Genomic DNA, 21,722 nt, shown 5'->3' on the forward strand with positions numbered 1-21,722 from the left:
ACCGCAAAGAACACCGAGGGAGCGATGGACGAACAGGCGACAGAGGCCCTGCGCGAGGCCGTGCTGGCGCGTGCCCAGGCCGGCGATGTGGCCGGCGCTGCGCAGGACTGGCATGCCGCTGCTTCAGCTCCCTCGCCGCTGAACCAGGCCCTGGGCGTGGCGCTGCAGGCGGTCGTCGCCATCCAGCAGGGCCATGTGCAGGATTCGCTGCAGCGCCTGGTGCCCTGCTTGCACGAGCTGGAGCACAGCGCACTGGCGCCGCGGCTCGACTGGGTCTACACCGGCCTGGCCTATGCGCTGGGCATGCTGGGCGATGCCGAGCGCGGCCTGGGCTGGGCGGCGCGCGCACTCGCGCTCACCGAAGACGCGCCGCGTTCGCCCGGCCGCCGCAAGGCCCTGGGCACGCAGGGCACGCTGCTGGCCATGCTGGAGCAGTTCGAGCCGGCGCGGGTGGCCCTGCAGGCCTGCCTGGAATTGGCCGAGGAGCAGGCCGACCCGCGCGGTGTGGTGGTGGCCCTGGTGAACCTGGCCTACGCCTGCGTGGACGAAAGCTGGCACCGCGACGAGGCCGATCAGGCCGAACGCCGCGGCGTGCTGGCCCGGCTGGCCATGGCGTACGCCGAGCGCGCGCTGCCGCTGGCGCTGCAGGCGGGGCTGCAGGCCCACGCCGGCTTTGCCTGCAGCAGCCTGGGTTTTGGCCTGCTGGAGCTGGGCCGCGTGGAAGAAGCCCTGCCGGTGTTCGAGCGCGCCGAGACCCTCACCGCTGCCCACCCTTCGATGCATGCCGAGGCCCTGTTCGGCACCGCCGTGGCGCTGCGCCGCCTGGGTCGGCTGGATGAGGCGCGCCAGCACTTGCAACAGGCCGAGCAGCTGGCCACGCAATCCCAGCTGCCGCATGTGCGCGGGCGCATCCTGGACGAAGGGGTTCACCTGGAGCAGGCCGCCGGCCAGGCCGAGGCCGCGCTGGACTGGGCGCGCCAGGGCGTGCGCCACTGGAAGCGCCAGCTGGCCCAGCGCGTGCAGCTGCTGACGCGCAGCGCCAGTCTGTTCGAGGAACTGGAGCGCAGCCGCCGCGAAGCCGACGGCCTGCGCGACCGCGCCCGCGCCTGGGAAGACGCCGCCCTGCACGACCCGCTGACCGGCGCCCTGAACCGCCTGGGCCTGCAGCAGGCGTCCGTGCCGCTCTGGGGCCAGCGCGAGGCGCCGCTGGCCCTGCTGCTGGTGGACGTGGACCACTTCAAGCAGGTCAACGACCAGCATGGCCACCCCGTGGGCGATGCGGTGCTGCGCCAGCTCGTGCAGGTGCTGGGCGCGCAGTTGCGCCAGGGCGATCTGCTGGCGCGCCTGGGGGGCGAGGAATTCGTGTTGCTGCTGCCCGGGGCCGAAGGGGCCGCGGCCCTGGCCATTGCCGAGCGCTTGCGTCAGGCCGTGATGGCGCAGGACTGGGCGGCGCTGGCGCCCGGCCTGGCACCGGTGCGCGTCAGCGTGGGCCTGGCCCAGCGCGTGCCGGGCGAGGATTTCAGCGCGCTGAGTTCACGCGCCGATGCGGCGCTCTACCAGGCCAAGCAGCAGGGGCGCAACCGCGTGGTCTGCGCGGCCTGATCAGCCCTTGACGATGCAGAACACATTGAGCTTGTTGCCGTCCAGGTCGCGGAAGTAGCCGGCGTAGAAGCCCTCGCCGCGGAAGCCCACCGCGCCCTCGTCCTTGCCGCCCAGTGCCAGCGCCTTGGCGTGCACGGCGTCCACCTTGTCCTTGCTGTCCACCACCAGGGCCACCATCACGCCGTTGCCGACGCTGGCGGGCTGGCCGTCATAGGGCTTCATGACGCCGAAGCCCGGTTTGTCCATGCCCGTGCCCCAGGCGTAGCCGCGGCCGAAGTCCATGATGCGCTGGATGCCGAGCACGCCAAACAGCTCGTCGTAGAAGGCGGTGGCGCGGGGCAGGTCGTTGGTGCCGAGGGTGGTGTAGCCAATCATGGGGGGCTCCCGGTGAATTGTTGGGGCGGCTACTGTGGCATGGCGGGCATCGGCGCCCGGCCCGGGCCGGGCGGGCGCGGTGCCGCGTGCACGGCGGCACGCGCCTTGGCCGCGGCCTTCTCCACATCGTGCATCAGGCGCGCCACGATCAGGCGCATCACGTGGTAGCCCAGCTTGGGGCTCTGGAAGTAGAGCTGCTGCAGCATCTCGCCGGACATCGTGTAGACCACGCAATCGGTCTTGCAGCGCAGGCTCAGCGTGCGGCGGTTGTCAGGCGCGAACAGACCGATCTCGCCCACCAGGCTGTCCGGCCAGAGCGTCTCGTCATGCTCCACCAGCAGCAGCTCGCCCTGGGCCAGGTAGAGCATCTCGTCGGCGTGGTCGCCCTTGTTCCAGAGCAACTCGCCGGCCTTGTGCTCGCGCCGCTTCATGTGCGGCAGCAGCCAGTCGGCCACCGGGTCGTCGACGCGCGTGGCCTCGATCTCGCGCACCAGGCGCCGCATGTGCAGCACCTTCTTGATGTTGATCGGCACCAGGGCGGCGTAAAGCAGCAGCGTGGGCAGGGCCTTGAACACCGCCCCGTAGGCCAGCAGGCACACGCAGGCCAGCAGGGCGACGATGCGCAGCGGCATCATGCTTTTCATCAGGTAGCTGGCCAGCATCAGCACCGCGCCCAGCCCGCCCAGCACATAGCCCAGGATTTCCATCGAAGTCCTCCGCGCCCAAAAGCCCGACGACTGTAGCCGTGACTTTTCTCAGGGTTCCTGCTGTGCAGGCCGCGCCGGGCCAGGAATAGGCTGCCCGGCTGGCGACCTCGGCGTTGTTTGCGCCCGGGCCGGCCAGCGCAGGGAGCTGAGAATGACTCTGGCCGACCCCGAACCCGCCGCAGCACCGCCGGTCTCGCTCGACGACGCCCTGCAGCAGCTGCACCAGGCCCGTGCCGAGCTGGCGGTGGTCAATACCGTGCAGCAGGCCATGAGCGCCCAGCTGGGCCTTCACGCGCTGTACGAGCGTGTGGGCGAGCAGCTGCGCCAGATCTTCGGCGGCCGCGACCTGAACATTCGCATCCTCGACCCGCAGCTGCGCCAGGTGCACTGGGTCTACCTGGTGGAAGGCGGCCAGCGCCTGCACCTGGCGCCCTCGCCGCTGCTGGATCGGGGCTACTTCGCGCATGTGCTGCGCACCGGCGAGTGCATCGTCGTCAATGAGGACATCGAGGCGGCCGACCGCCGCTACAGCGGCGCCACCCAGCCGGGCACCCAGAGCGAAAAGGCCCTGGTGATGGTGCCGCTGCGCAGCGGCCAGCAGGTCTGCGGCGCGCTCAATCTCGTTGACCTGGAGCGCGAGCACGCCTTCAGCGCGGCCGATGTGCGCCTGCTGCAGACCCTGGCCGGCGCCATGGGCGTGGCGATGGAAAACGCCCGCCTGTTCGACGAGACCCAGCGCCTGCTGAAGGAGACCGAGCAGCGCAATGCCGAGCTGGCGGTCATCAACAGTGTGCAGGCCGCGCTGGCGGCCGAGCTGGACCTGCAGCGCCTCTACGAAGCCGTGGGCGACAAGTTGCGCGAGGTGTTCGGCGGGCGCGACGTGGGCATCCGCATCTTCGACGCCGCCACACGCATGGAGCACTTCCCCTACATCTACGAGCGGGGTGTGCGCCTGCAAGTGGCTTCGGAGCCCTGGGCCGAGCGGGGTGTCAGCGCGCAGGTCCAGGCCACCGGCCAGCCCCTGGTCGTCCAGCGGGACATGGCGACGGCCATGGCGGCGCTGGGCAGCTACATCCTTGCGGGTTCCGAACTGGAGAAGTCGGTCGCCTTCTTCCCGCTCAAGACGGGTGACACCGTGCACGGCCTGATCTCCCTGATCGACATGGAGCACGAGCAGGCCTTCAGCGAGTCCGACCTGCGCCTGCTGCAGACCTTGGCCAACAGCCTCAGCGTGGCCCTGGAAAACGCCCGCCTGTTCGACGAGACCCAGCGCCTCTTGAAGGAGACCGAGCAGCGCAACGCCGAGCTGGCGGTCATCAACAGCATCCAGCAGGGCATGGCCGGTGCGCTGGATTTCCAGGGCATCGTCGAGCTGGTCGGCGCGACCCTGTGCCGCGTGCTGGAGAGCGAGGACATCGCGATCCGCTGGTTCGACCCCGTGCGCGGCGAGATGCATTGCCTGTACGAGGTCGAGCATGGGCAGCGCCTGCAGATCGCGCCGGCGCCGCCGGTGCCCGGCGGCACCTGGGACCAGATCTCGCGCAGCCGCCAACCCTATGTGCGCAACTCGCTGAGCGAGGGCCTGGGCCTGGGCGTGATGCCGGGCACCGACCGCGCCAAGTCCGCCGTCTATGTGCCGCTGATGGCCAGCGACCAGGTGCTTGGCCTGCTCGGCATGGAGAACCACCAGCGCGAGCAGGCCTATGGCGAGGCCGAGGTGCGCCTGCTGCAGACTGTCGCCGCGTCGATGGCCGTGGCCCTGCAGTCGGCCCTGCGCTTCGACGAGACCCAGCGCCTCTTGAAGGAAACCGAGCAGCGCAACGCCGAGCTGGCGGTCATCAACAGCATCCAGCGGGGCATGGCCGGCTCGCTGGATTTCCAGGGCATCGTCGAGCTGGTCGGCGACAAGCTGCGTGAGCTGCTGAAGACCGAGAACCTGGGCATCGTCTGGCACGACCCGCAGACCAATCTGCTGCACAACCTCTACATCGTGGAGCATGACCAGCGCCTGCATGTGCCGCCGAGCGAACCGGCGCCGAACGGCAGCTGGGCGCGCATCCAGGCCAGCCGGCAACCCCTGGTGTTCGGTACCGTGGCGGAAATGGAGGCGATCGGCATCGCCGTGATGCCGGGCACCGATCAGGCCCTGTCGGTGCTCAAGGTGCCGGTGATCGTCGGCGACCGCGTGCTCGGCATCATCGACACCGAGGACCACGAGCGCGAGCACGCCTACGGCGAAGCTGAAGTGCGCCTGCTGCAGACCATTGCCTCCTCGATGGGCGTGGCGCTGGAGAACGCGCGCCTGTTCGACGAGACCCAGCGCCTGCTGCAGGAGACCGATGCGCGCGCTGCCGAGCTGGCGGTCATCAACGGCGTGCAGCAGGGCCTGGCCAACAAGCTCGATGCCCAAGCCATTTACGAGCTGGTGGGCGAACGCCTGCGCGAGCTGTTCGATTCGCAGAGCATCAGCATTGCCGAAGTCAGCCTGGCCGAGAACCGCCGCCACTTTGCCTACCTGCTGGAGCGGGGCCAACGCCACCAGGTGCCCGACGGGCCGCTCAGCACCCTGGCCCTGCACCTGATCCACAGCCGCGCGCCGCTGCTGATCAATGCCGACATGGATGCCGCGATGGCCAAGCTGGGCATCGAACGCCTGACGGTGCCGGGCACCGTCAGCGCGCAAAGCCTGCTGCGCGTGCCGGTGCTGGTGGGCGATGAGGTGGTGGCCCTGATCGGCCTGGACAACGTCGATCGCGAGCACGCCTTCAGCGCGGCCGATGTGCGCCTGCTCACCACCCTGGCCGGCAGCATGAGCGTGGCGCTCGAAAGTGCGCGCCTGTTCCAGCAGACCCAGCAGCGCGCCGACGAACTGGCCACCGTCAACGCCCTCGGCCAGTCGCTGACCTCCAGCATCGACCTCGGCGAACTCATCCAGGGCGTGGGCGAGAAGATGCGCGAGACCTTCAAGGCCGACATCGCCTACATCGCGCTGCTGGACGAGGCGGCGGGCTGCATCCGCTTCCCCTACGCCCACGGCGAGGTGCTGGACGATCAGGCCGCGGGCGAGGGCCTGACGGGCAAGATCATCGAGACCGGCCAGGCCCTGCTGCTGAACGAGGACGTGGATGCTGCCGCCGAACGGCTCGGTGCCGAGCAACTCGGCGCCGAGGCCGCCAGCTACCTGGGCGTGCCGATCCGCGTGGGCGAGCGCGCCATCGGCGTGCTCAGCGTGCAGAGCACGCAGCGCGAGGGTCGCTTCACCCCCGCCGACCAGAACCTGCTCGGCACCCTGGCGGCCGGTGTGGGCGTGGCGATCCGCAATGCCCAGCTGTTTGCCGAGGCGCGCGAGGCCCGGGCAGCGGCCGAGGGCGCCAACGAAGCCAAGTCGGCCTTCCTGGCCACCATGAGCCATGAGATCCGCACGCCGATGAATGCCGTCATCGGCATGACCGGTCTGCTGCTCGACACCCCGCTCAGCCCCGAGCAGCGCGACTTCGCCCACACCATCCGCGACAGCGGCGAGGCCCTGCTGACCATCATCAACGACATCCTGGACTTCTCGAAGATCGAGGCCGGCCGCATGGACATCGAGCGCCAGGCCTTCGATTTGCGCGACTGCGTCGAATCCGCGCTCGATCTCGTCAGCGCGCGCGCGGCCGACAAGCGCCTCGATCTGGCCTACGAATTCGAGGGCGAGCTGCCCGCGGCGGTGCTGGGCGATGTGACGCGCCTGCGCCAGGTGCTGCTGAACCTGCTGGCCAATGCGGTCAAGTTCACCGACGTGGGCGAAGTGGTGCTGAGCGTGCGCGCGCCGCGGCCCGGCGAGCTGGAGTTCGAGGTGCGCGACACCGGCATCGGCATCAGCGCGGCCGGCATGGCGCGCCTGTTCCAGAGCTTCAGCCAGGCCGACAGCTCGACCACGCGCAAGTACGGCGGCACCGGCCTGGGCCTGGCGATCAGCCGCCGCCTGACCGAGCTGATGGGCGGCAGCATGCGCGCCGAAAGCGCCGGCCCCGGCCAGGGCTGCCGCTTCTTCTTCCGCATCCAGGCGCCGGCCAGCGCCCTGCCGGCGCCGGCCGGGCGGCGCGAATTCCTCGGCCCGCAACCCGTGCTGCAGGGCCGCCGCCTGCTGGTGGTGGACGACAACGCCACCAACCGCCGCGTGCTCAGCCTGCAGGCGGCGCGCTGGGGCATGGTGCCGCAGGACTACGCCAGTGCCGCGGCCGCGCTGGCGGCCGTACAGGCCGGCGCGGGCTTTGACCTGGGCGTGCTGGACATGCACATGCCCGACACGGACGGCCTGACGCTGGCACGCCAGTTACGCACGCTGCGCCCGCAGCTGCCGCTGGTGCTGTTCAGCTCGCTGGGGCGCAAGGAGGTCGGTGATGAGGAGGGCGTGTTCGCCGCCTATCTGCACAAGCCGCTGCGCCAGAGCCAGTTGTTCGACACCCTGGTGACCCTGCTGGGCGAGGCGCCTGCCGTGGAAGCCATCCGCACGGCGCCGCGCCTGGACGCCGAACTCGGCCGCCGCCACCCGCTGCGCATCCTGCTGGCCGAAGACAACCTGGTGAACCAGAAGCTGGCGCTGCGCCTGCTCAGCCAACTGGGCTACCGGGCCGATGTCGCCAGCAATGGGCTGGAGGCGGTGGAATCCGTCGCCCGCCAGGGCTATGACGTGGTGCTGATGGACGTGCAGATGCCCGAGATGGATGGGCTGGAAGCGAGCCGCCGTATCACCGAGCGCTGGCCGGCGACGGCGCGGCCGCGCATCGTCGCCATGACCGCCAACGCCATGCAGGGCGACCGCGAGGCCTGCCTGGCCGCGGGCATGGACGACTACGTCACCAAGCCGATCCGCGTCGAGGCCCTGGTCCAGGCCCTGTCGCTCTGCCGCGCTGCGGCCCAACCCGTCCGAGAGGAGGCCTCGCCATGAGCGACATCCGCACCCTGGTCGACCCCGACACCTTTGCCGAGCTGCAGCAGACCGCCGGCGCCGAATTCGTGCACGAGCTGGTTGGCACCTTCCTGGAAGAGGCGCCGCGCATGCTGGCCGGGCTGCGCGGCGCGCTGGCCCAGGCCGATGCCCAGGCCTTCCGGCGCACCGCGCATTCGATCAAGAGCAACAGCCTGTCCTTCGGCGCCCAGCCTCTGGCCGAGGCGGCGCGTGCGCTGGAGCTGGGTGGCTTGCCGGTGGAGCCTGCGGCGCTGGATGCGCTGGATGCGCTCTACCAGCGCAGTGCTGCCGCCCTGCAGGAGCTGCGCCATGGCCGCCGCCCTTGAGGGGCGGCCAGCGCGCCTGTTGCTGGCCGAGGACAACAAGGTCAACCGCCTGCTGCTGACGCGCAATCTGGAGATCCAGGGGCATCAGGTGACCTGCGCCGAGAACGGCCGCGTGGCGCTGGAGCTGCTCCAGCGCGAGGCCTTCGACCTGCTGCTGCTGGACATGGAAATGCCCGAGCTGGACGGCTTCGAGCTGCTGGAGCGCCTGCGCGCCGACCGCCAGCTGCGCGACCTGCCGGTCATCATCACCAGCGCCCTCGAAGGTCTGGCCCATGTGGTGCGCTGCATCGAGCTCGGGGCCGAGGACTACCTGCCCAAGCCGGTCAACCCCACCTTGCTGAAGGCCCGCATCGGCTCCAGCCTGGAAAAGAAGCGCCTGCGTGACCAGCAGAAGGAGCTCATCCGCCGCTTTGCCACCCGCGAGGTGGCCGAGGACCTGCAGGACAGCGGCTTTTCACTCGGCGGCCGCCATGTGCAGGGCACGGTGATGTTTGCCGACATTCGCGGCTTCACCCGCATGGTGGACACGCAGGCGCCCGAGGAAAGCATCGAGCTGCTCAACACCTACTACACGCTGATGTTCGACGCCATCAGCGGCCAGGGCGGGGTGGTGAACCAGATGATCGGCGACGGCCTGATGGCGATCTTCGGCGCGCCCCTGCCGCTGGCCCAGCCGGCGCGCGCCGCCGCGCGCGCCGCGCAGGACATGCTGGAGCTGATCCAGCTCTACAACGCCGAGCGCGCGGCCGAGGGCAAGGCGCCGATCGCCATCGGCATCGGCATCGCCAGCGGCGCCATGATTGCCGGCTACACCGGCACCCAGCAGCGCGCCACCTACACCTGCATCGGCAGCACCGTGAACCTGGCCGCGCGGCTGGAGGCGCATACCAAGCAGACCGACTTCAGCGTGCTGCTTGATGCCCCGACCGCCCAGGCCCTGGTGCCGGAGTTCCGCACCGAGGAGCTGGGCGCGCTGGCCTTCAAGGGCCTGGCCGAGCCGGTGCCAACCTTCGCGTTGCTGCTCTGAGGGCCTTCAGGCGCGCTGGATGACGAACACCGCCACCGGGCAGCGCCAGTTGGCGCCGCGGTCAATGCGCCGCTCGCCCTGCAGGCCGAAGCTGTCCAGCACGCGGATGCCCAGGCGCTCGCACAGCAGTGCGAAGTCGGCATGCGTGCCCACGCGGATATTGGGTGTGTCGTACCACTGGTAGGGCAGGGTGCGGGTGACGGGCATGCGGCCGGCCAGAACCTGCAGGCGATTGGGCCAGTGCGCGAAGTTGGGAAAGCTCACCACGCCGATGCGGCCCACGCGCACGGTCTCGCGCAGCATCGCCTCGGCATGGCGCACCTGCTGCAGGGTCTGCAGCTGCAGCACCACGTCGAAGCTCTGGTCCTTGAACATCGCCAGGCCTTTTTCCAGGTCCAGCTGCAGCACATTGACGCCGCGCTCCGCGCAGGCCAGCAGCTTGGCGTCGTCCAGCTCCACCCCATAGCCGCTGCAGGCCTTCTCATGGATCAGCCGGTCCAGCAGTTCGCCGCTGCCGCAGCCCAGGTCCAGCACGCGGCTGCCCTGGGGCACCAAGTCCAGGATGGCTTTCATGCGCGCACCTCGCGGGCGATCTGGTTGAAGCGGTGACGCAGCAGCTGGTGGTAGCGCGGGTCCTCGAGCAGGAAGGCGTCGTGCCCGTGCGGGGCGTCGATCTCGGCGTAGCTGACGTCCAGGTTGTTGTCGAGCAGGGCCTGCACGATCTCGCGCGAGCGCGCCGGCGAGAAGCGCCAGTCGGTGGTGAAGCTGGCGACGAGAAACTTGCAGCGCGCGCGCGCAAAGGCGCGCGCCAACTCGCCGCCGAACTCGGCCGCGGGGTCGAAGTAGTCCAGCGCGCGCTGGATCAGCAGGTAGCTGTTGGCGTCGAAGTAGCCGGCGAACTTGTCGCCCTGGTGGCGCAGATAGCTCTCGATCTGGAACTCGACTTCCTGGGTGGAGAACAGCGGCGTCTCGGCGCGGCGTTCGCGGCCGAACTTGGCGTCCATCACGTCGTCGCTCAGGTAGGTGATGTGGCCCAGCATGCGCGCCACCTTCAGGCCGCGTGCCGGCAGTACGCCGTGCTCGTAGTAGTGGCCGCCGTGGAAGTCGGGGTCGGTGACGATGGCGCGCCGCGCCACCTCGTTGAAGGCCAGGTTCTGCGCCGACAGGCAGGGCGCGGTGGCAATCGCCAGGCAGTGGCGCAGGCGCTCGGGGTGGCGGATGGCCCAGGAGAGGGCCTGCATGCCACCCAAGCTGCCGCCGAGCACCGCGGCGAGCTGCGTGATGCCGAAGTGATCAACCACGCGGGCCTGGGCGTCGACCCAGTCCTCCACCGTCACCACCGGGAAGTCCGCCCCCCAGGCCTTGCCGGTGGCGGGATTGGCGTGCATCGGCCCGGTGGAGCCGAAGCAGGAACCGAGGTTGTTGACGCCGATGACGAAGAAGCGGTCGGTATCCAGCGGCTTGCCGGGACCGATCAGGTTGTCCCACCAACCGATGGCGCCGTCTTCGGCCACGCCGGCCACATGGTGGCTGGCGTTCAGCGCGTGGCAGACCAGCACTGCGTTGCTCTTGGCGGCATTGAGCTGCCCATAGGTTTCGACCTTCAGCTCGTAGGGGCCGAAGGCGCTGCCGCCGCGCAGCGGCAGCGGCGTGTCAAAGCGCAGGGTTTGCGGCTGCACCTGGCCCAGGGAGGCTGAGGGCATGGGGAACTCCAAAAACAAAACCGGCGCCGCTGGTCGAGTTGCGGACGCCGGTTTCGGAGTCCCTCTTTAGCGGCATTTATTGAGCGCCCGCAATCTGGTTCAAATCGGCGCTGAAGGGCGGCATCTTAACGAGGCCGCCCGGGTTTGGGGCTCAAGGGGCCGTGCACAGGCAGTGCACATGCACGCTGCCGGGCAGTTTGGCCTGGCCGGGCACGGCCTGCTGGGCCTCGGTCAGCCAGCTCAGCTCGGCTGCCGCTTCGCGCATCGGCGCGGGCAGGCGCGGCAGGTCCAGCGCTGTGCGCACCCAGGCGGCGGCGTGGGCGGCCTGGCTGCTGCCGAAGTCCTCCACCACGCGGGCCATGAAGCTGCGCTCCTTCTCCACATACTGCACCGCCGGCTTGCCCTCCAGCTTGGCGCGCTTGGCGGCGGCGGCAATGGCATCGTCCAACAGGCCCAGGCGGTCCACCAGGCCCACCTCCAGCGCCTGCTGGCCCGTCCACACGCGGCCCTGGGCCACGGCGTCGATCTGCTCGGGCGTCTTCTTGCGCGCCGTGGCGGTCTTGGCGATGAAGTCCAGGTAGATGCGGTCGATGCCGGCCTGCACGGCCTGGGCCACGCGCGGGTCCAGCGGGCGGCGCGGGTCGCCGGCGCCCACCAGCCAGGTGGTGGCCACGCCGCCGGTGTGCACCGGCAGCTTTTCGAGCAGCTTGTCGGCCGTGGGCAGCATGCCGAACACGCCGATCGAGCCGGTGACGGTGCTGGGGTGGGCGATGACCTCGTCGGCATCCATGCTGACCCAGTAGCCGCCCGAGGCGGCCACGTCGCCCATCGAGATGACCACGGGCTTGCCGGCCTTGCGCGTCAGCTCCAGCTCGCGGCGGATCAGGTCGCTCGCAAAGGCCGAGCCACCCGGCGAGTTGACGCGCAGCACCACGGCGGCGACGTTCTTGTCTTCGCGCGCCTGGCGCACCAGGGCGGCGGTGCTGTCGCCGCCCACGCGGCCGGGGTTGGCGCTGCCGTCCACGATCTCGCCCTCGGCCACCACCACGGCCACATGCTTGCCGTGCACCGGCTTTTCCTTGGCGTGGGCCAGGTACTGCTTGAAGTCGACGCGACGGAAGCTGTGGCCCTTTTCGTCCTTGGCGCCGCGCCCCATCAGCAGGGCGCGCACCTCGTCGCGGTTCTTGATGCCGTCCACCAGCTTGGCCTCCAGGGCCAGCTTGGCGGTGTCACCCTTGAGCTCGGCCATTCGGGCGGGCAGGGTCTCGATGTAGCTGGTGACGGCACCCTTTTCCAGCTTGCGCGCGGCTTCCACACCGGCCAGGTAGCGCTGCCACAGGTCGCCATAGAGCGCGCCTTCGCTTTCCTTGGTGGCGTCCGAAGGTCCGTTGGTGAAGTAGGGCTCGCCGAAGTTCTTGTACTTGCCGGCGCGCAGCACATTGGCGCTGACGCCGACGCGCTCGAACAGGTCCTTGTAGTAGTTGCGATAGCGGCCAAAGCCCTCCAGCAGCACCATGCCCATGGGGTGCAGATAGATCTCGTCGGCCAGGACCGCGAGCTGGTAGCCGCGCTGGTCGAAGCCGTCGCCATAGGCCACGATCTTCTTGCCGCTCTTCTTGAACTCGGTGAGCGCGCGCTGCAGTTCATGCAGGCCGGCCTGACCCCCGCCGGCAAAGCCGTTCAGGTCCAGCAGCAGCTGGCTGATCTTGGCGTCTTGGGCGGCGTGCTGGAGCACGCGCAGCACGTCGCGCAACTGGGTCTGGTCGGTGTCGTTGCCGCGCAGCTCGGCCTCCAGGCGCTCGCGCGGGCTGCCGGAGTGCTGCTCCACCAGGCGGCCCTGAAGGTTCAGCACCAGCGTGGTCTTGTCCTGCAGCGGCTCGGGGTCGCGCTTGAGCAGGGCCGAGACCAGCGCGATCAGGATCAGCAGCCACAGCAGGTTGAAGAAGAAGCGACGGCTGGTGTCCAGCCAGGCCCAGGCGCGGGCGATAAAGCGCCCGACGGGCGCGAGTACGGACTTGATGGCCATGGCAATCCCTTGGTAGCGGCGCGGGATTCTAGGGAGCGGGCGTCTGCGGCAGGCCGCCTAGCATGGCCCGCATTCCCTGCGGAGCCGCCCATGCAGAAGTTGCTGAAGTCCCTGAACCAGCAGTTCCCGCTGCGCTACCTGGCTTGGCTGGGCTGCGGCTTCGGCCTTGCCTTCACGGCCTTCACCTGGGTGATTGGCGCGCAGGGCAGTTGGCTGGCGCTGACCTTCGCCGCGCTGGTGCTGCTGGGCCTGCGCGACGTGCTGCAGACCAGACGTGCGGTGCTGCGCAACTACCCCGTCATCGGGCATTTGCGCTTCTTCCTGGAATTCATCCGCCCAGAGATCCGCCAGTACTTCATCGAGAGCGACAACGAGGCCGTACCCTTCTCGCGCCAGCAGCGCTCGCTCGTCTACCAGCGCGCCAAGGGCGACCCCGACAAGCGCCCCTTCGGCACCCAGCTGGACGTGAGCGCCGGCGGCTACGAGTGGATCAACCACTCGCTCCTGCCCACCGCGATCGCTTCGCACGACTTCCGCATCACCGTGGGCGAGGGCCGCGCCCAGCCCTATTCGGCCTCGGTGTTCAACATCTCGGCCATGAGCTTCGGCTCGCTCTCCGCCAATGCCATCAAGGCGCTCAACGCCGGCGCCAGGAAGGGCGGTTTTGCGCATGACACCGGCGAGGGCTCGATCAGCGTGCACCACCGCGTCAACGGCGGCGATCTGATCTGGGAGATCGGCTCGGGCTACTTCGGCTGCCGCAACGAAGACGGCACGTTCAACGCCGAGAAGTTCAGTGCCAATGCGCGCGACCCGCAGGTCAAGATGATCGAGATCAAGCTCAGCCAGGGCGCCAAGCCCGGCCATGGCGGCGTGCTGCCGGGGGCGAAGGTGACCCCCGAGATCGCCGCCGCACGCGGTGTGCCGGTGGGGGTGGACTGCAACTCGCCGGCCTCGCACTCCGCCTTCAGCACGCCCACCGAGCTGATGCACTTCATCCAGCGCCTGCGCGATCTCTCCGGCGACAAGCCGGTCGGTTTCAAGCTCTGCATCGGCCACCCCTGGGAATGGTTTGCGCTGTGCAAGGCCATGCTCAGTACCGGCATCACGCCGGATTTCATCGTGGTGGATGGCGGCGAGGGCGGCACCGGCGCAGCGCCGCTGGAATTCACCAACCATGTCGGCACGCCGCTGCAGGAGGGACTGCTGCTGGTGCACAACACCCTGATGGGCCTGAACCTGCGCGACCAGATCGCCATCGGCTGCGCCGGCAAAGTGGTCTCGGCCTTCGACATCGCCCGCCTGATGGCCCTGGGGGCGGATTGGTGCAATGCCGCGCGCGGCTATATGTTCGCGCTCGGCTGCATCCAGGCCCAGGCCTGTCACACCGGCCATTGCCCCACCGGCGTCACCACGCAAGATCCGCTGCGCCAGCGCGCCCTGGTGGTGGGCGACAAGACCGAGCGCGTCTACCGCTTCCACCACAACACCCTGTTCGCACTGAAGGAGCTGGTGCAGGCCGCCGGCTTGCATCACCCCAGCGAGATCACCGCCGCCCACATCGTGCGCCGCGTCAATGGCCAGGACGTGCGCCTGCTGGCCAATCTGCTGCCCTTCCTGGCGCCCGGCTGCCTGCTGAATGGCGATCTGCCCCATGCCGTCTACCAGGCCTACTGGCATCTGGCCAGCCCGGACAGCTTTGCGCCGCAGGGGCCGCTGCCGGCCCAGCTGCACGGCCGTGCGCTGGCCCCAGCGGCCTGACAGGCACCTGACACCCCCATGCCCGGGTGGGCCCCCGGCTTGTGGGATGGGTCAGAGCGGGCTCGACGCCCACAATCGCGCACCCACCCCGCCCACCATGCGATCAGTCTTCCTCCTGCGTCACTCCGACTCGCCTCTGCAGCTCAGCAAGGCCGAGTTGCTGGCTGACATGGATTGGGAACTGGCGGGTCATGCCCAGCGCTGGCGGGAAGCCCGTGAACGCATCCCCCTGCTGCAGCCCGATGTGCTGGTGACCGATCTGCGCGTGCTCGATGGTGCGGTGCCGCGCCTGATCCAGCAGCTGCGCGGTCAGCGCATCCGCACCCTGGTGCTGGTGCCCGGCGCCGACGAGCCCCTGCTGATCGATGCCCTGCTGGCCGGTGCGCGCGGCTACCACGTCGAAGGCCCCAAGGGCGGCGGCCTGCTGAATGCGCTGGAAGACCTGATGGAAGGCCGCATGCGCCTGAGCCCTGCGCTGGCCCGCCAGCTGCTGGAGCGCCTGGGCGCACCGCGCCTGACGCCTTCGGTGGCCTGCCTGCGCTCGCTGGCCCTGGACCCGAAGCCGGCCACCGGCTCCGGCGTCATCAGCCAGGCCCAGCAGGCCCTGCTGAGCCTGCTGGCGCATGGCTGGCTGGCGGTGGAGATTGCCCGCGCTTGGTGGCTGGAAGTGGCCGAGGTGGAGCGCCGCACCGCCCAGGTGCTGCGCCTGGCGCAGCGCTGCACGGCCGACTGGGCCGCGCGCGAGTTGCTCGACGCGGCCTGAGACGGCGCTCAGAGCGCCGGGACGGTGTCCTGGAAGCTCTGGCGCTGCGACAGCTTGTCGAGGTGGCGCGCCAGGTTGGCGTGCTGTTCCTGCCAGCCCAGTTCGGGGAAGCGGAAGCTCAGCCAGCCCAGGCAGCAGCCCACGGCAATGTCGGCCAGCGTGAAGTGGTTGCTGGCGCACCAGCTCTTGTCCGCCAGGGCCTGGTCCATCGCAGCCAGGCCGGCGTGCACCTTGCCCATCTGGCGCTCGATCCAGGCCGCGCTGCGCTGCGGCTCGCTGCGGCCATTCCAAGTCTTTTCCAGGCGCACCAGGATGGCGGCATCCAGCACGCCATCGGCCAGCGCCTCCCAGGTGCGCACCTCGGCGCGCTCGCGGCCCTTGTCGGGGATCAGCTTGCCCACGGGTGAGAGGTTGTCGAGGTACTCGACGATGACGCGCGAGTCGAACATCGAGCCGGTGATCGAGTCCTGTCCGCCCTCCATCACCAGAGCCGGCACCTTGCCCAGCGGGTTGAACTTCTGGATCTCGTCGCTGGCCCAGACGTCCTCCAGCACGAACTGGTAGTCCAACTTCTTCTCGGCCAACACGACGCGCACCTTGCGGGCGAAGGGACTGGTGGTAGAGCCGATCAGTTTCATGGAGGACATAGAGGACAGCGAGGTCGGCACGAGGCCGGTCGCGGCGATTCTATGCAGGGGGTTTTGGGGCCTCGCCCCTAGAGCGCCCACCTGTTTGGGGGCCGCAACGCGCGGTCATCAAAGGGTCTTGGCGAAGCTGTGCTGGTGTTCAGAATGCTCGGCCGCTTCCTCCGGATCGCGCGGCCGGCGCCAGGGTTCTCCCTAAAATCGCGGGCTTTGCCCTCAACGCGGCCTTCAGCGGCCGTGCGCGCCATGGAACTCTCCGCCCTGACTGCCCTGAGCCCCCTGGACGGCCGCTATGCCGGCCGCATGACCGGTCTGCGTGGCCTGCTGTCCGAGTTCGGGCTGATCCACCGCCGCGTGCAGGTGGAGCTGGCCTGGTTCATGGCGCTGAGCGACGCCGGCCTGCCGGAGTTCCCGCCCCTCTCCGCCGCCGCGCGGGCCTGGCTGAACCAGCGCGTGGCGCAATTCAGCGCGGCCGATGCCCAGGCCATCAAGGACATCGAGAAGACCACCAACCACGATGTGAAGGCGGTCGAATACTGGATCAAACAGCAGTTCGCCGCCTCGGGCCTGCCCGAGCTCAGCGCCAAGGGTGAGTTCGTGCACTTCGCCTGCACCAGCGAGGACATCAACAACACCAGCCACGGCCTGATGCTCAAGGCCGCGCGCCAGCAGGTGATGCTGCCGGCGCTGGACGGCATCGTGGCCAAGCTGCAGGCCATGGCGCATGAGCTGGCCGAGCTGCCGATGCTCAGCCGCACCCATGGCCAGACCGCCAGCCCGACCACGGTGGGCAAGGAGATTGCCAATGTGGTGGCGCGCCTGCAGCGCGGCCGAACGGTGATCGATGGGGTGCAGCTGCTGGCCAAGATGAACGGCGCGGTGGGCAACTACAACGCGCACCTGAGCGCCTACCCGGACGTCGATTGGGAAGCCTTTGCCAAGCGCGTGATCGAGCAGGAGCTGGGCCTGGCCTTTAACCCGTACACGATCCAGATCGAGCCGCACGACTACATGGCCGAGCTGTTTGACGCCTTCGCGCGCGTCAACACCATCCTGATCGACCTGAGCCGCGACATCTGGGGCTACATCTCGGTGGGCTATTTCAAGCAGAAGACCAAGGAGGGCGAGGTCGGCAGCTCGACCATGCCGCACAAGGTCAACCCGATCGACTTCGAGAACGCCGAGGGCAATTTCGGCCTGGCCAATGCGCTGCTCACCCACCTGAGCCAAAAGCTGCCGATCAGCCGCTGGCAGCGCGACCTGACCGACTCCACCGTGCTGCGCAATATGGGCGTGGCCCTGGGCTACACCCTGCTGGGCTACGACAGCCTGGCCAAGGGCCTGGGCAAGCTGGAGGCCCACCCGGCCAATCTGGCGGCCGACCTGGACGCCGCCTGGGAAGTGCTGGCCGAGCCGGTGCAGACCGTCATGCGCCGCTTCGGCCTGCCCGAGCCCTATGAGCAGCTGAAGGCCTTCACGCGTGGCAAGGTCATCACCCAGCAGCTGATGCAGGACTTCATCCACAGCCTGGCCCTGCCGGACGCCGAGAAGCAGCGCCTGCTGGCGCTGACGCCGGGCGGCTACACCGGCAAGGCCGCCGCGCTGGCCGCCCGCATTTGAGCGCCTCCCGCCCCGTCTACAGCACCGAGCTCGGGCGCCTGTGCCCGGGCTGCGGCAAGGCCGTGGCCGCCTGCGCCTGCAAGAAGAGCGGCGCGCCGCTGGGCGATGGGCAGGTGCGCGTGCGCCGCGAAACCGGCGGCCGCGGCGGCAAGACGGTGACCACGGTGCGCGGCCTGCCGCTGGCTGAAAGCCCGCTGCAGCAGCTGGCCAAGCAGCTCAAGGCCGCCTGCGGCACGGGCGGCACCTGCAAGGACGGGGTGGTGGAGGTGCAGGGCGACCATGTGGAGCGTGTGCTGGCCTGGCTGACCCAGCATGGCTACAAGCCCAAGAAGGCTGGGGGCTGATCAGTCGTCCTGCCAGCGCAGGCTGGCAATGCGCCAGCGCCCCTCGCCGTCCTGCGCCAGCTCCAGCTGTTTGGTTCCGCAGCCGCCATAGGGCTGGCCATCCAGCAGGCCCTGCTTGGCATAGCGCAGCTCGCGGCGGGCGCTTGTTCCGTCGATCACGGTCTGCTGCTCCAGCTCCCATTCGTGGAACTCGCGCAGGCGGCCACCCTGCACCAGCAGCGCGCGCGGCTCGACGAATTCGCGCACGTCGCAAGGCGCCTGCCCGGGCGCCGTGATGCGGGCTTCAGGCAGGAAGAGGGCGGGCAAGGCGGCCACCGGGGCGATGGCGCCCTGGCGGTTGTCGAAGGCGGCGAAGAAGCGCTGCACCAGGGCGTCGATCTGCGCCTGCGCATCGTTCGCCGGCGGCGGCGTGGCGCGCCAGCGCCAGTTCAGCGTCGGGCCATCGGGGCCGCCCTCGGCCACGCCTTCCTCGGCAAAACCCAGATCGCGCAACAAGCGGTTGCTGGCCTCATTGGTCGGTGAGGTGATGGCCAGCAGCTCGTCGCGCCCCAGCACCCGCTGCGCATAGTCCAGACAGGCGCGCGCCGCCTCGCGGGCATAGCCCTGGCCGGCATGCTGGGCGCGCAGGCCGTAGCCGAGGTCGGGCAGGGGCAGGGTGTCGCGCTTGAAGATGCCGCACATGCCCAGGGGCTCGCCGTCGGCCTTGCGCTCAACCATCCAGAAGCCGTGGCCGTCACGCCAGTAGAGGTCGAGCAAGCGGCCCTGCATCCAATCCCGCGCCGCCCCCTCGGTGCGCACGCCGCTGTCGCGGATGCCGGCAATCCAGGCGGGTTCGTTGATCAAGCCGAGCAAAAAGCCCGCGTCTTCGGGGCGGAACCAGCGCAGGCGCAGGCGGTCGGTTTCAAGGATGAGCATGGGGCCGGACAATACCGAACCTCCACCCCGCCGCCATTCCTCATGAGTTTCTTCGAGCGCCTGCAAGCCGCCACCCGCCACTCCCTGCTCTGCGTGGGCCTGGATCCGGACCCCGCCAAGTTCCCGGGCGCGTGGCAAGGCGATGCCAGCCGCATCGAAGACTTCTGCCGCGCCATCGTCGACGCCACGCACGACCTCGCGGCCGCCTTCAAGCCGCAGATCGCCTACTTCGCCGCGCACGGCGCCGAAGATCAGCTGGAGCGCGTGATCGCCTACATCCGCCAAGTGGCGCCGCAGCTGCCGATCGTGCTGGATGCCAAGCGCGGCGACATCGGCGCCACGGCCGAGATGTACGCCCGTGAGGCCTTCGTGCGCTACGGGGCGGACGCCGTGACGCTCTCGCCCTACATGGGCTACGACACCATCGAGCCCTATCTGGACTACGCCGACCGCGGCGTCTTCGTGCTCTGCCGCACCAGCAACCCCGGTGGGGACGACTGGCAGATGCGGCCGCTCGCCGATGTGGAGGGACAACCGCGCCTGTTCGAGGAGCTGGCGCGGCGCGCGCAGCACGAATGGGCGCGCGTGCCCGGCCAGCTCGGCCTGGTGGTCGGCGCCACCTACCCGGCCGAGATCGCCCGCGTGCGCGAGCTGGCCCCCACCGTGCCGCTGCTGATCCCCGGCGTGGGTGCGCAGGGCGGTGATGCCGAGGCTACGGTGCGCGCAGGCTGGCGCGCCGATGCGCCCATCCTCGTCAACAGCTCGCGCGCCATCCTCTATGCGGGCAAGACGGTCGAGAACCTGGGCGCGGCGGCGCGGGCCGTAGCGCAGCGCACGCAGGCCGAGCTGGCCCAGGCGCGTGGCTGAGCGATGACGCCCAGGCAGCTGAGCCGTCGCACTTGGCTGGGGGCGGCCGCCGCCTGCGGGCCCTGGGTGCACGCGCGCGCTCAGGGGGTGGAGCGGGTGGTGTATCCGGCCATGGAGTCACCCCGCGACCTGCGCTTTGCCGACATGGTGGCGCTGCTGCGCGCCGCTCTGGAGCGCACCGTGCCCACGCACGGCCCGTTTGAGCTGCAGCCCAGCCTGCAGTTCATGACCCAGCCGCGCCAGCTGCTGGAGCTGGAGCGCGGGCACAGCCTGCGCGTGCAATGGTCTGCCACCACGCTGGAGAAGGAGCAGCGCCTGCTGCCCGTGCGTTTCCCCACGCGGCGTGGCCTGCTGGGCTTCCGGCTGGCGCTGATCCGGCGCGACCGCCAGCCGGAATTCAGCAAGGTGCGCAGCCTGGCGGATCTGCAACGCTTCGTCATAGGGCAGGGCAGCACCTGGGTGGACACGGACATCCTGCGCTCCCAGGGCCTGACCGTCAGCGGCGGCCACTACGAGGGCCTGTTCACGATGCTGAGCAACCGACGCATCGACCTGTTCCCGCGCGGGGTGAACGAGGTCTTCACCGAGCTGGAGGCCCGTGTGGCCGACATGCCCGAGCTGGCCATTGAGGACAGCTTCGCGTTGCACTACCCGATGCCCTACTACTTCTTCTTCAACCGCGCCGACGGCAAGCTGGCGGCGCGGGTGGAGAAGGGCCTGCTCGCCATGGCGAAGGACGGCAGCTTCGAGCGCCACTTCTGGCGCCACCATGGCACCGCCGTGCGTGCCGCCCGCCTGCATGAGCGCCGGCTGATCCGCCTGCAAAACCCCTTGCTGCCCCCGGAGACCCCGCTGCAGCACCAGGCCCTGTGGCTCGACCCCGAACGCATGCCTGTTCCTTGAAAGCCGACCCGTGACGACGCCCTTCCCCGACCCCAGCGCTGAACCCCTGCTGCCCGCGAGCGGCTCGGTGGAGCTGCTGTTCCTGCTGTTCCACGGCGCCGGTGCCGATCGCAGCCAGATGCAGGCCCTGGCGCAGACCCTGCACACGGCCTATCCGCAGGCCGCCGTGCTGAGCCTGAATGCGCCGCAGCGCCTGGGCAGTGAGGTGCTGCACGGCTACCAGTGGTTCGACGAACAGCATTTCGGCATGGTGGCCGGCGTGGCCAGCGCGTTGCCCAGCTTCGTGGCTTGCGTACGTGCCTGGGCGCAGCACTTCAACCTGGCCTGGCCGCGCGTGGCGCTGGCCGGCTTCTCACAAGGCGGGCTGATGGCGCTGGAGGCCGTGCAGAGCGAACCCGAGCTGGCTGGCCGGGTGCTCAGCTTCGGCGCCGCCCCGCTGCGCCGCCCCAGCCAGGCCCCCGAGGGCGTTTGCCTGCACCTGCTGCATGGCGTGCTGGACGAAGAGATCAGCTACCGCCACGTGGTGGACGCCGCGCAGGCCTGGGTGGAACTGGGAGCCGACGTGACGGCCGATGTGCTGCCCGGCGTGCACCACGAGATGGACCCACGCCTGGTCGAACGCGCCCTGCACCAGTTGCGCACCTTCATCCCGGCGCGGCTGTGGCGAGAGGCGGTGCAGACGGCGGCGGAGATGGATCAGGCGGACCAGCAGGCGCTCACGCGCCCGCAGCGGCACTGATCACCAGCTGCCCGTGTTCGGCATCGACACCCAGGGTTCGGCCGGCGGCAACGCGGCGCCGTTCTGCAGCAGTTCGATCGAGATCTGATCGGGCGAGCGCACGAAGGCCATGCGGCCGTCGCGCGGCGGCCGCAGGATCGTGACGCCATGCCGCTGCAGGCGCTCGCACAGGGCGTAGATGTCGTCCACCCCGTAGGCGATGTGGCCGAAGTTGCGCGCGCCGCCGTAGTCCTCGACCTGGCCGTTCTCATCCGGCCAGTTGTAGGTCAGCTCCACCTGGGCCTGCTCGTCTCCGGGGGCGGCCAGGTAGACGAGTGTGAAGCGGCCGGCCGCATGCTCGCTGCGCCGCACCTCGTGCAGGCCCAGGGCATCGACATAGAACTTCAGCGAGGCATCCAGGTCGCGCACGCGCACCATGCTGTGTAGGTATTTCATGAAGGCTCCAT

General features: G+C 69.6%; 19 protein-coding genes. 11 read left to right on the forward strand and 8 right to left on the reverse strand.

Translation table 11 applies throughout. The annotated features are described in order from the left end of the window. Positions 1-24: 24 nt before the first annotated feature. Positions 25-1,602: a diguanylate cyclase gene (locus tag ACE3QP_RS08525; RefSeq protein WP_374435187.1), complete on the forward strand. Its 1,578-nt coding sequence runs from the start codon at positions 25-27 to the stop codon at positions 1,600-1,602. On the opposite strand, the gene ACE3QP_RS08530 is transcribed toward ACE3QP_RS08525, so the two are convergent. Both ACE3QP_RS08530 and ACE3QP_RS08535 read right to left on the reverse strand, forming a co-directional pair. After that, positions 1,603-1,977 (reverse strand): VOC family protein, encoded by a 375-nt coding sequence (locus ACE3QP_RS08530; RefSeq protein WP_374435188.1) that lies wholly within the window; start codon positions 1,975-1,977, stop codon positions 1,603-1,605. Positions 1,978-2,006: 29 nt separating this feature from the next. Then, positions 2,007-2,684, reverse strand: coding sequence for a Crp/Fnr family transcriptional regulator (locus ACE3QP_RS08535; protein WP_374435191.1), 678 nt, complete (start codon positions 2,682-2,684; stop codon positions 2,007-2,009). A 151-nt stretch (positions 2,685-2,835) separates the two neighbouring features. On the opposite strand from ACE3QP_RS08535, the gene ACE3QP_RS08540 reads away from it, so the two are divergent. The 3 genes from ACE3QP_RS08540 to ACE3QP_RS08550 are packed head-to-tail and all read left to right on the forward strand — an operon-like array spanning position 2,836 to position 8,991. Continuing rightward, positions 2,836-7,617, forward strand: a complete 4,782-nt coding sequence (locus ACE3QP_RS08540) for a GAF domain-containing protein (protein ID WP_374435194.1) — start codon at positions 2,836-2,838, stop codon at positions 7,615-7,617. Further along, positions 7,614-7,964 carry an Hpt domain-containing protein gene (locus ACE3QP_RS08545; RefSeq protein ID WP_374435196.1) on the forward strand — a complete coding sequence of 117 codons (351 nt, stop codon included), beginning with the start codon at positions 7,614-7,616 and terminating at the stop codon, positions 7,962-7,964. The genes ACE3QP_RS08540 and ACE3QP_RS08545 overlap by 4 nt, the downstream gene beginning before the upstream one ends. Further along, the gene (locus tag ACE3QP_RS08550) at positions 7,948-8,991 is read left to right on the forward strand and encodes an adenylate/guanylate cyclase domain-containing protein (RefSeq protein ID WP_374435197.1); all 1,044 of its coding nucleotides are present in this window, start codon (positions 7,948-7,950) and stop codon (positions 8,989-8,991) included. The genes ACE3QP_RS08545 and ACE3QP_RS08550 overlap by 17 nt, the downstream gene beginning before the upstream one ends. Positions 8,992-8,997: 6 nt before the next feature. Here the strand turns inward: ACE3QP_RS08550 and metW are convergent, their stop codons facing one another. From metW to sppA, 3 genes are all read right to left on the reverse strand, one after another. After that, positions 8,998-9,564: a methionine biosynthesis protein MetW gene (gene metW / locus ACE3QP_RS08555; RefSeq protein ID WP_374435199.1), complete on the reverse strand. Its 567-nt coding sequence runs from the start codon at positions 9,562-9,564 to the stop codon at positions 8,998-9,000. Then, entirely contained in the window at positions 9,561-10,694 is a 1,134-nt protein-coding gene (locus ACE3QP_RS08560) for a homoserine O-acetyltransferase (protein ID WP_374435201.1), read from the reverse strand. Before ACE3QP_RS08560 ends, metW begins: the two co-directional genes overlap by 4 nt. Before the next feature lie 151 nt (positions 10,695-10,845). Beyond that, on the reverse strand, positions 10,846-12,720 hold the full coding sequence (gene sppA / locus ACE3QP_RS08565) for a signal peptide peptidase SppA (RefSeq protein WP_374435203.1): 1,875 nt from the start codon (positions 12,718-12,720) through the stop codon (positions 10,846-10,848). Positions 12,721-12,810: 90 nt separating this feature from the next. On the opposite strand from sppA, the gene ACE3QP_RS08570 reads away from it, so the two are divergent. Then, on the forward strand, positions 12,811-14,481 hold the full coding sequence (locus ACE3QP_RS08570; protein WP_374435204.1) for an FMN-binding glutamate synthase family protein: 1,671 nt from the start codon (positions 12,811-12,813) through the stop codon (positions 14,479-14,481). Between the two features lie 97 nt (positions 14,482-14,578). Then, complete coding sequence (locus ACE3QP_RS08575; protein WP_374435206.1) at positions 14,579-15,244, forward strand: hypothetical protein; 666 nt, start codon at positions 14,579-14,581, stop codon at positions 15,242-15,244. An 8-nt stretch (positions 15,245-15,252) separates the two neighbouring features. On the opposite strand, the gene ACE3QP_RS08580 is transcribed toward ACE3QP_RS08575, so the two are convergent. Next, complete coding sequence (locus ACE3QP_RS08580; protein WP_374435273.1) at positions 15,253-15,882, reverse strand: glutathione S-transferase family protein; 630 nt, start codon at positions 15,880-15,882, stop codon at positions 15,253-15,255. Positions 15,883-16,134: 252 nt separating this feature from the next. Here ACE3QP_RS08580 and purB point away from each other — a divergent pair, with 252 nt between their 5' ends. Both purB and ACE3QP_RS08590 read left to right on the forward strand, forming a co-directional pair. After that, complete coding sequence (purB, locus tag ACE3QP_RS08585) at positions 16,135-17,508, forward strand: adenylosuccinate lyase (protein WP_374435207.1); 1,374 nt, start codon at positions 16,135-16,137, stop codon at positions 17,506-17,508. Further along, positions 17,505-17,852, forward strand: a complete 348-nt coding sequence (locus ACE3QP_RS08590) for a translation initiation factor Sui1 (RefSeq protein ID WP_374435209.1) — start codon at positions 17,505-17,507, stop codon at positions 17,850-17,852. Before purB ends, ACE3QP_RS08590 begins: the two co-directional genes overlap by 4 nt. Here ACE3QP_RS08590 and ACE3QP_RS08595 read toward each other — a convergent pair whose 3' ends face one another. Beyond that, complete coding sequence (locus ACE3QP_RS08595) at positions 17,853-18,767, reverse strand: GNAT family N-acetyltransferase (protein WP_374435211.1); 915 nt, start codon at positions 18,765-18,767, stop codon at positions 17,853-17,855. It abuts the gene before it with no gap. Positions 18,768-18,809: 42 nt separating this feature from the next. Here ACE3QP_RS08595 and pyrF point away from each other — a divergent pair, with 42 nt between their 5' ends. From pyrF to ACE3QP_RS08610, 3 genes are all read left to right on the forward strand, one after another. Further along, positions 18,810-19,634 (forward strand): orotidine-5'-phosphate decarboxylase, encoded by an 825-nt coding sequence (gene pyrF / locus ACE3QP_RS08600; protein WP_374435212.1) that lies wholly within the window; start codon positions 18,810-18,812, stop codon positions 19,632-19,634. 111 nt (positions 19,635-19,745) lie between these two features. Then, entirely contained in the window at positions 19,746-20,537 is a 792-nt protein-coding gene (locus ACE3QP_RS08605) for an amino acid ABC transporter substrate-binding protein (RefSeq protein ID WP_374435213.1), read from the forward strand. A 10-nt stretch (positions 20,538-20,547) separates the two neighbouring features. Beyond that, on the forward strand, positions 20,548-21,276 hold the full coding sequence (locus ACE3QP_RS08610; protein ID WP_374435214.1) for an esterase: 729 nt from the start codon (positions 20,548-20,550) through the stop codon (positions 21,274-21,276). Here ACE3QP_RS08610 and ACE3QP_RS08615 read toward each other — a convergent pair whose 3' ends face one another. Then, entirely contained in the window at positions 21,277-21,711 is a 435-nt protein-coding gene (locus ACE3QP_RS08615; protein WP_374435215.1) for a VOC family protein, read from the reverse strand. It lies immediately after the preceding gene. Positions 21,712-21,722: the final 11 nt, after the last annotated feature.

The sequence above is a fragment of the Inhella sp. genome (assembly GCF_041912635.1).
Classification (GTDB): Bacteria; Pseudomonadota; Gammaproteobacteria; order Burkholderiales; family Burkholderiaceae_C; genus Inhella.

Bases quoted from the DNA above. Each gene is read 5' to 3' on its own strand.
- ACE3QP_RS08525 (WP_374435187.1), top strand. From the start codon at position 25: ATGGACGAACAGGCGACAGAGGCCCTGCGCGAGGCCGTGCTGGCGCGT.
- ACE3QP_RS08530 (WP_374435188.1), bottom strand. From the start codon at position 1,977: ATGATTGGCTACACCACCCTCGGCACCAACGACCTGCCCCGCGCCACC.
- ACE3QP_RS08535 (WP_374435191.1), bottom strand. From the start codon at position 2,684: ATGGAAATCCTGGGCTATGTGCTGGGCGGGCTGGGCGCGGTGCTGATG.
- ACE3QP_RS08540 (WP_374435194.1), top strand. From the start codon at position 2,836: ATGACTCTGGCCGACCCCGAACCCGCCGCAGCACCGCCGGTCTCGCTC.
- ACE3QP_RS08545 (WP_374435196.1), top strand. From the start codon at position 7,614: ATGAGCGACATCCGCACCCTGGTCGACCCCGACACCTTTGCCGAGCTG.
- ACE3QP_RS08550 (WP_374435197.1), top strand. From the start codon at position 7,948: ATGGCCGCCGCCCTTGAGGGGCGGCCAGCGCGCCTGTTGCTGGCCGAG.
- metW (WP_374435199.1), bottom strand. From the start codon at position 9,564: ATGAAAGCCATCCTGGACTTGGTGCCCCAGGGCAGCCGCGTGCTGGAC.
- ACE3QP_RS08560 (WP_374435201.1), bottom strand. From the start codon at position 10,694: ATGCCCTCAGCCTCCCTGGGCCAGGTGCAGCCGCAAACCCTGCGCTTT.
- sppA (WP_374435203.1), bottom strand. From the start codon at position 12,720: ATGGCCATCAAGTCCGTACTCGCGCCCGTCGGGCGCTTTATCGCCCGC.
- ACE3QP_RS08570 (WP_374435204.1), top strand. From the start codon at position 12,811: ATGCAGAAGTTGCTGAAGTCCCTGAACCAGCAGTTCCCGCTGCGCTAC.
- ACE3QP_RS08575 (WP_374435206.1), top strand. From the start codon at position 14,579: ATGCGATCAGTCTTCCTCCTGCGTCACTCCGACTCGCCTCTGCAGCTC.
- ACE3QP_RS08580 (WP_374435273.1), bottom strand. From the start codon at position 15,882: ATGAAACTGATCGGCTCTACCACCAGTCCCTTCGCCCGCAAGGTGCGC.
- purB (WP_374435207.1), top strand. From the start codon at position 16,135: ATGGAACTCTCCGCCCTGACTGCCCTGAGCCCCCTGGACGGCCGCTAT.
- ACE3QP_RS08595 (WP_374435211.1), bottom strand. From the start codon at position 18,767: ATGCTCATCCTTGAAACCGACCGCCTGCGCCTGCGCTGGTTCCGCCCC.
- pyrF (WP_374435212.1), top strand. From the start codon at position 18,810: ATGAGTTTCTTCGAGCGCCTGCAAGCCGCCACCCGCCACTCCCTGCTC.
- ACE3QP_RS08605 (WP_374435213.1), top strand. From the start codon at position 19,746: ATGGAGTCACCCCGCGACCTGCGCTTTGCCGACATGGTGGCGCTGCTG.
- ACE3QP_RS08615 (WP_374435215.1), bottom strand. From the start codon at position 21,711: ATGAAATACCTACACAGCATGGTGCGCGTGCGCGACCTGGATGCCTCG.